This window comes from Novipirellula sp. (assembly GCF_041583735.1).
Lineage (GTDB): Bacteria > Planctomycetota > Planctomycetia > Pirellulales > Pirellulaceae > Novipirellula.
The window spans coordinates 1-6,629 of record NZ_JBFHFD010000479.1 but is presented as its reverse complement, the minus strand read 5'-3'; the positions used below and the strand labels follow the sequence as shown (position 1 = coordinate 6,629).

At 54.8% G+C, this 6,629-nt stretch carries 10 protein-coding genes; 8 read left to right on the top strand and 2 right to left on the bottom strand.

Features of this window, described 5'->3' with window-relative positions; translation table 11 throughout:
- The first annotated feature begins 348 nt into the window (after nucleotides 1-348).
- Both ABX962_RS26275 and ABX962_RS26270 read left to right on the top strand, forming a co-directional pair.
- Complete coding sequence (locus ABX962_RS26275; protein WP_372723799.1) at nucleotides 349-1,308, top strand: DNA-3-methyladenine glycosylase; 960 nt, start codon at nucleotides 349-351, stop codon at nucleotides 1,306-1,308.
- Entirely contained in the window at nucleotides 1,283-1,510 is a 228-nt protein-coding gene (locus tag ABX962_RS26270; protein ID WP_372723797.1) for a DUF488 domain-containing protein, read from the top strand. Before ABX962_RS26275 ends, ABX962_RS26270 begins: the two co-directional genes overlap by 26 nt.
- Here the strand turns inward: ABX962_RS26270 and ABX962_RS26265 are convergent.
- A complete protein-coding gene (locus ABX962_RS26265) occupies nucleotides 1,478-1,810 on the bottom strand; it encodes a cupin domain-containing protein (protein WP_372723796.1) in 333 nt (110 codons plus the stop codon). The genes ABX962_RS26270 and ABX962_RS26265 overlap by 33 nt on opposite strands.
- 150 nt (nucleotides 1,811-1,960) lie before the next feature.
- The gene (gene hmpA, locus ABX962_RS26260) at nucleotides 1,961-3,208 is read right to left on the bottom strand and encodes an NO-inducible flavohemoprotein (protein ID WP_372723794.1); all 1,248 of its coding nucleotides are present in this window, start codon (nucleotides 3,206-3,208) and stop codon (nucleotides 1,961-1,963) included.
- Between the two features lie 307 nt (nucleotides 3,209-3,515).
- On the opposite strand from hmpA, the gene ABX962_RS26255 reads away from it, so the two are divergent.
- The 6 genes from ABX962_RS26255 to ABX962_RS26230 form a co-directional block, all read left to right on the top strand.
- Complete coding sequence (locus ABX962_RS26255; protein WP_372723792.1) at nucleotides 3,516-3,938, top strand: Rrf2 family transcriptional regulator; 423 nt, start codon at nucleotides 3,516-3,518, stop codon at nucleotides 3,936-3,938.
- A 145-nt stretch (nucleotides 3,939-4,083) separates the two neighbouring features.
- The gene (gene sugE, locus ABX962_RS26250) at nucleotides 4,084-4,401 is read left to right on the top strand and encodes a quaternary ammonium compound efflux SMR transporter SugE (protein ID WP_372723790.1); all 318 of its coding nucleotides are present in this window, start codon (nucleotides 4,084-4,086) and stop codon (nucleotides 4,399-4,401) included.
- A gap of 132 nt (nucleotides 4,402-4,533) precedes the next feature.
- Nucleotides 4,534-5,166 (top strand): DUF3124 domain-containing protein, encoded by a 633-nt coding sequence (locus tag ABX962_RS26245; protein WP_372723788.1) that lies wholly within the window; start codon nucleotides 4,534-4,536, stop codon nucleotides 5,164-5,166.
- A gap of 104 nt (nucleotides 5,167-5,270) precedes the next feature.
- A complete protein-coding gene (locus ABX962_RS26240) occupies nucleotides 5,271-5,459 on the top strand; it encodes a DUF3365 domain-containing protein (protein ID WP_372723801.1) in 189 nt (62 codons plus the stop codon).
- Between the two features lie 94 nt (nucleotides 5,460-5,553).
- Nucleotides 5,554-6,126 carry a DUF3365 domain-containing protein gene (locus ABX962_RS26235; RefSeq protein WP_372723786.1) on the top strand — a complete coding sequence of 191 codons (573 nt, stop codon included), beginning with the start codon at nucleotides 5,554-5,556 and terminating at the stop codon, nucleotides 6,124-6,126.
- Between the two features lie 65 nt (nucleotides 6,127-6,191).
- Nucleotides 6,192-6,629 (top strand): MOSC domain-containing protein (locus tag ABX962_RS26230; protein ID WP_372723784.1); only part of this gene is annotated, 438 nt, incomplete at its 3' end.

The following is a 6,629-nucleotide window of genomic DNA, read 5'->3' as shown; positions in this document are numbered from 1 at the left end:
CTCGCTCAAGCCGATCGTCGCGAGTAAAACGAGAAACATCGGTAAGACAGACGAACCGACCGCGCGTCGGCATTTCTTGCTGGTCATTCTTTGCAATCCATTGCGAAAGGTGTGTTACCCTTTTCATCGGATCCTTACTCACAACGACACCAGATTGGCTTGCATCGCAGGCGAAGCTTGGTTGACCACACTATCTTCACAGCAAGTGCACACCTCTAATTGGGGAATATGCGCGATAGTGCACAATGCAGCGTCAAAGCGAAAGATTCATTTGGCAATCACCCTTACAGAGTCAACAATGAACGATCGGTTACATAAAAAAAGATTCGTGTTTGCCAAATCACCTTTTTGGGAGCGATTCTGCTGATTACGTTCACTCTGAAACCCAAGCCTCCGTACCGATTGGATCTTGCCGTTTGGACGCTGCGTCGACGCCCCGAAAACATCATCGATGATTGGGATGGCGATGTTTATCGCCGCGTGCTCGTGGCGCGGGACCAAGCTGTCTTGGTGGAAATTCGACAACGCGGCCGCCGAGAGACGCCTCGGCTGTACGTCACCGCTCATATCGACGCTCCGTTTCCAGGTCTACAGAAACAATTGACAGCGACTCTGACGCGATTGCTTGGAATCGACGTTGATTTGAAGGAATTTTATCAATTGGCGGCTGACCATCGACAGTTGCAGAAGCTGGTCAAACCGTTTGTCGGCATGAAGCCTCCACGCTATGCGTCGTTATTTGAATGCCTTTGCAACGCAATCGCCCGCCAACAAGTCTCGTTGGCGTCGGGAATCCAGCTGCTCAATCGCTTTGCCGAGCACTACGGGCAACCGTTTGACACGACGCCGTTTCGCCGATTTGCATTTCCAGAGGCGAAAGCACTTCACGGTATGGATGTCGAGCAATTGCGGCAGATTGGATTCAGTCGACAGAAGGCGACGGCGCTACTGAACCTTGCCGAAGTCACTCGTCAAGGTGAACTCGAGTACGCGCAATTCGAGCCTCTATCGGACGAAGATTGTGTCGCCGCATTATGCCAATTTCGCGGGATCGGTCGCTGGTCGGCCGAATACGCGATGCTGCGTGGCCTGGGCCGACTGCACGTCTTCCCCGGCGATGATGTCGGTGGACGCAACAATTTGCAAGCGTGGCTCGAGGTGACCGAGTCACTTGATTATGACGGGGTTGCCAGCCTGCTTCAGCGTTGGCAGGGTTTCGAGGGACTGATCTACTTTCACCTACTGCTAAACAAACTTGCCGCGAAACCGCCAGGAGGATTCGATGTCGAAACCAACCCCGACGATTGAGATTGCTCGTGTCTATGATTCGCCGAAATCCGCGAAGGGATACCGTGTCTTGGTCGATCGATTGTGGCCGCGAGGAGTCAAGAAAGAAGACTTGAATCTCGACGATTGGTTTAAGGAAATCGCGCCGAGCGACCAACTTCGCAAATGGTTCGATCACGACGATGACGAGCTATTTTTTGCCCAAGATCAGGGTGACCAGTAACGACGAATCCTCCAAGGCCTGAACCGCATGAGGCTCGGCCGCCGACAAAAACAGCATTTTGCCCGCGGTCAGTTCGTTCGCGTCACCCATCGCGGTAAAGATCACGCGGCCTTCGATGCACTGGACCGTGATCTCGCCTCGTGCTTTGTGCTCGGCGATGACTTTGCCTGCGGGTAGGTTCAATCGCAACACTTCGAAGGCCTCGGTCTTCAATAGCGTCGATGTTTTCGTGCTCGCGATGGCATCGCCCAAGAGGCCGACGTCAAACACTTCCCCTGGTTTCGCGTGTTGGATTGCCATGATTGGATTCTCTGAGTAGGTGGCTAGGGATATACCGGCTAACGCCGCCGGTTCCGATCATTGCATCGAATGGCTGATCTCGAGCTGCTTCGTTCAGTCAAAGATTGGATGAGGGAGGCGGGTGAACAATAATGATGACAGGCTAGAAGCCTACCCCACTTTTGCGACTGATTGCCGCAGCTCTTCTTTGGGACCAAAGAATTCATAGCGGACGCGAGTTTCATCGACGCCCAGTTCTTGCAAGCAGGCGTGGACGGCTTGCATGAACGGTTTGGGGCCACAGAAGTAAAAATCGGCGCTTTGGTAGGGCGTCCACTCACGTAACAGCTCGGTGGTGACAAAACCGACCCCGTCGCAGCGGTTGTTTTCCAAATCGCCTGGCAACGGACAGTCATAGAGCACGCGTGTGTGCATGTTGGGGCTGAGTGACGCCAGATTTCCAATCTCGTCGGCAAATGCGTGCACCCGACTATTGCGAGCGGCCTGCAGGAAATAGATCGACGCTTCGGGATTGGCGTGTACGATGGACTTGGCCATCGACAACAGCGGTGTGACTCCGATCCCGCCCGCCAACAAAACCACCGGGCGTCCCGAGGTCGCGGTCTCGGGATGGATAGTGAACTCGCCGCACGGTGGTCCCAGCTTGACCACATGGCCGGGTTGAATTCCATCGTGCAGATGATTTGAGATTAACCCGTCGGGTGCATCCGGCGAAAGTGCTTGTTCGCGTTTAACGCTGATGCGGAAATGCTCGACGCCTGGACGCTCGGACAAACTGTAATTGCGAGGCGACGTCGGGGTGGTGGGGTGTTCAATGTGGACGGTAATGTATTGGCCTGGTCGAAACGGCGGCAACGGGCCTTGATCCTCGGGACGCAGATAGAACGACGTTACTTCATCACTCTCGGGAACCTTGCGATCGACCACGAAGCTGCGGTAACCGTTCCAGCCGCCCGGTGCGGACTGCTGCTCTTCATAGATTGCCCCCTCGCGGCCAATGAAGATGTCCGCCAGAAACTGATACGCTTCGGCCACCGCGTCGATGATCTCGTCGGTCGCCGCGTCGCCCATCACGTCTTTGATCGCGCCGAGCAAATGCTCGCCGACGATGGGGTAGTGCTCGGCTTTGATCCCCAGCGAGCAATGCTTTTGAGCGATCAACTCTACCGCCGGCATCAGCACGGCGGGATTATCGATATGAGAGAAGTAGGCACAGATCGCTCCGGCTAACGCTTTTTGCTGGCCGCCGGAATGTTGGTGAGCTTGGTTGAAAAAGGCTTTGACTTCAGGGTTCCCCTCAAACATCCGCGTGTAGAAGCGACGCGTGATCGTTTCCGCATTGGCGGCGACCAAAGGGGTAATTGCTTTGACAATTTGGATAGTTTTATCGCTCAACATGGGCAGGATGTCCTGGCACAACAGGGTGGGGGGAAGGTTGCCGGCACACGGCGGAGGGAATAAACTGCATTACATACACAAAAAGGTACAGAATAAAACATGCACGTCAAGGTGCAGATTTAGCGATTCCTCATTTTCGGCGTCTAAGCGGGATTTCTAGAGCCAGGGAAAAGGCGAGACAGGTGAAAATGTTCCATCCACCACCGGTGGACGGTAGCGGTGGCGTGTTTATGCTTTGGCTCTAGAATGTGATGTCCGCCATGCCTGTCCCCAACCTGCTGAAACGTCCCCAATACAAGGCCCCTTCATGCTTTCAAAAACAGCGGAATACGCTCTGCGAGCGGTGACTTGTTTGGGCACTCGGATTGGACAACCCTCCTCGGCCGACGTTTTAGCGGAACAAACCAAGGTGCCGCGGCGTTATCTCAACCGAGTGCTGCAAGACTTGGCCGCGGCCGGCTTGGTCCGCTCACGCAGCGGCCCCGGCGGTGGCTATGAATTGGCGAAAGAACCGGCGGAGATTACGATTTTGGACGTGGTCAATGCGGTCGCGCCGCTGGAACGAATCAACGCCTGCCCGCTAGGTCTAAAATCACACACCTCGCTGTGCCCGCTGCATGCCGAACTGGATCGCGCTTACGAAGCGACTCAGGCCGCGTTTGCCGGAGTCACGATGCAGCAATTGCTTGAATCGACCAACCCCATTATCCCGCTGCGCGAAGTCTCGTAACAGCGAAGTCTCATCACCGGAGTCCGGTGAAGAGAGGGAGGAAGCAAGGAGGAGGCAACGTTCATCCGATCGGCGGGTGAGACCGCAGATTGTGCATCCTCTCTACAAACGCAAACCATCACCAACGCAGGCAGTCAACACAAACATGTCATGGATTTTTCTCGTCATTGCGGGTCTATTAGAAATCGGCTGGGCGATTGGATTGAAGTACACCGAGGGTTGGTCGCGAGTAGGACCAAGCGTATTGACGATCCTGACGATGATTGCCAGCTTTTATTGCTTGGCGGTTGCGATCAAAGACATTCCCATTGGAACGGGATACGCCATTTGGACGGGAATCGGCGCGGTGGGGACCGCGATTCTTGGCATCATCCTACTTGGCGAATCGGCATCCCCCATGCGAATCGCTTGTATCGGAGTCGTCATTCTGGGAATCATCGGATTAAAGATTACGGCGGTGTAGGCCATTGCGAACCGTATTCGTTGCGGATCACGCGGTACAATCATAGGACCCCAAACGCGCTGCTGCGATGCGTCAGCACGTCGCCCCCTTTTATCGCGCCGCTGGACAGTCCCCGCGAGATGGAGCCCAAAAATGCCGAAACCCAATGAAGACGATTCCGACAAGATGATGCGGAACTTTAAACTGATCGTGTTTTTAACCGTGGTCATCCCCATCGTTGCGTTGACGTTTTTCTTGGAAATGCGATTCGAGGCGATCGAAGACGAAATTCAATTCCTCGAACCGGGAACTCGCGACGCAGCAAGAACGGACCTCGACGCACTGCCGTGGCATCCGGTCCAGGGGCAAACGCTGTATGCCCCTGCTTACTCGCACATTTATCATCAAAGTGGTGAACCTCGACTGCTAACTGTCACGCTATCGGTACGCAACACCGATCGAAAGAATGACATCGCATTGACCTCGGTGCGTTATTACGACACCAGTGGGAAGGAACGTCGATCGCTGGTCGAAAAACCGCTTCGGCTCGGGCCGTTGGCGTCCACCGAATTTGTCATCGAACAAAAAGATAAAAGTGGTGGCAGCGGAGCCAGTTTCATTGTCGAGTGGAAAGCGGGACAACCCGTCAACACGCCTGTGGTCGAGACGGTCATGATCGACACCAGCAACACGCAAGGCATCTCGTTCGTGCGTTCGGCAACCGTGCTGGAGGAAACGACGGTCAACGACAAGGCCCCCGCGACGGACGCGACATCAAGCGACTAGTATCGCTGTCAAAAAAACGCACGCGGATACTGCGTCTGTAGCGTTAAAAACGAAACAACCTGAATTAAGTTGACTTTGGCGTAAGCGAGACCTACAAAAGATGCATCAAAAAACTGAAGGCTGGCGTGAAGACGGTTGACGAGGTGGTGACACGCGATGGCAAACATTACTTGCGAGCATTAGCACCGGTACCGGTCGTGATGCAAAAATGCGTGAGGTGTCATGCTCACTACGAAGATGTCAAAGCGGGTGAACCGATCGGAGCGATCAGCTACACCGTCCCCATCGACTAAATCGATCGCACACAAAAATCCGCTGCCCCTTTCCTACCTCCCTTGATGCCGTGATCTCTCGTTGTCTCGGCCATTCCCACCTGATGAGAACGTAATGAGACATCGATTTCTGGTCGTCCTTTCACTCGGCATTTTCCTCACGTCGTTGATGACGCTGCGAGCCGAGGAAACGCCCCGGGACACGCACGGCAAACCTGCAAAAAATGGTCAGACCGACACGCCCGCAGACACTCTGCCGCCACCGACGAGTCTCGCCGAAGCCCGCGCGCGTGCTCGACTGTTGCACGAAACGATCCACGGCACGCTGCAGATTGTTCATCGCGATTTCTTTGACGAAGACGAGGCTCATGCGATTCCATCGGCATCACTCGAGGATGTGTTCCATGAATTGGCGACTCACTACAACATTCAACTGAAGTGGTTGATTGTCGACACCGATGTGGTGAACGTCGATCATCAACCAGAGGACGAGTTCGAGAAGGCTGCCGTGAAAGCACTCCGCAGGAAGCAAATCTATCATGAAGCGGTCGAAGCCGACCGCTATCGTTTTGCCGGATCGATCCGGCTTGCTTCCCAATGTTTAAAATGCCATGTAAAACATCGCAAGAGCACCGAGGACCGGACCGCGGGACTGCTGATTGCGATGCCGATTCGTGTCTCGCCTTGATGCCAAAGCACTAAGGACCGTCGGACCGGGTCTAAGAATCCACTGCCTCACCGCGAGATTAGCCAGTGCCAACAATCGTCTCTATCAACGTGGGTCGACCGCAAACGCTCGGAACCGAGAAGCCCTGGGTTTCCGGGTTCTTAAAGCAATCGGTCAGCGAACCTCTGTGGCTGGGTTCGACGAACCTTGACGGAGACGGACAAGCGGATCTGGAGCACCATGGAGGTCCGCACAAAGCCGTTTGCGTCTACCCGGCCGACCATTACCCCGACTGGCGAACAACGCTGCAAATCGCTGATTTGAATTGGGGTGCGTTTGGCGAGAACTTTACGATCGCGGGTCTCACCGAAACGGATGCTTGCATCGGCGACGTGTGGTCGATCGGCGAAGCCACGGTCCAGGTCTCGCAGCCTCGACAACCCTGTTGGAAATTAGCTCGCCGATGGGACATCAAAACGCTGGCGTTGCAGGTCCAACAAACCGGTCGCACCGGGTGGTATTTT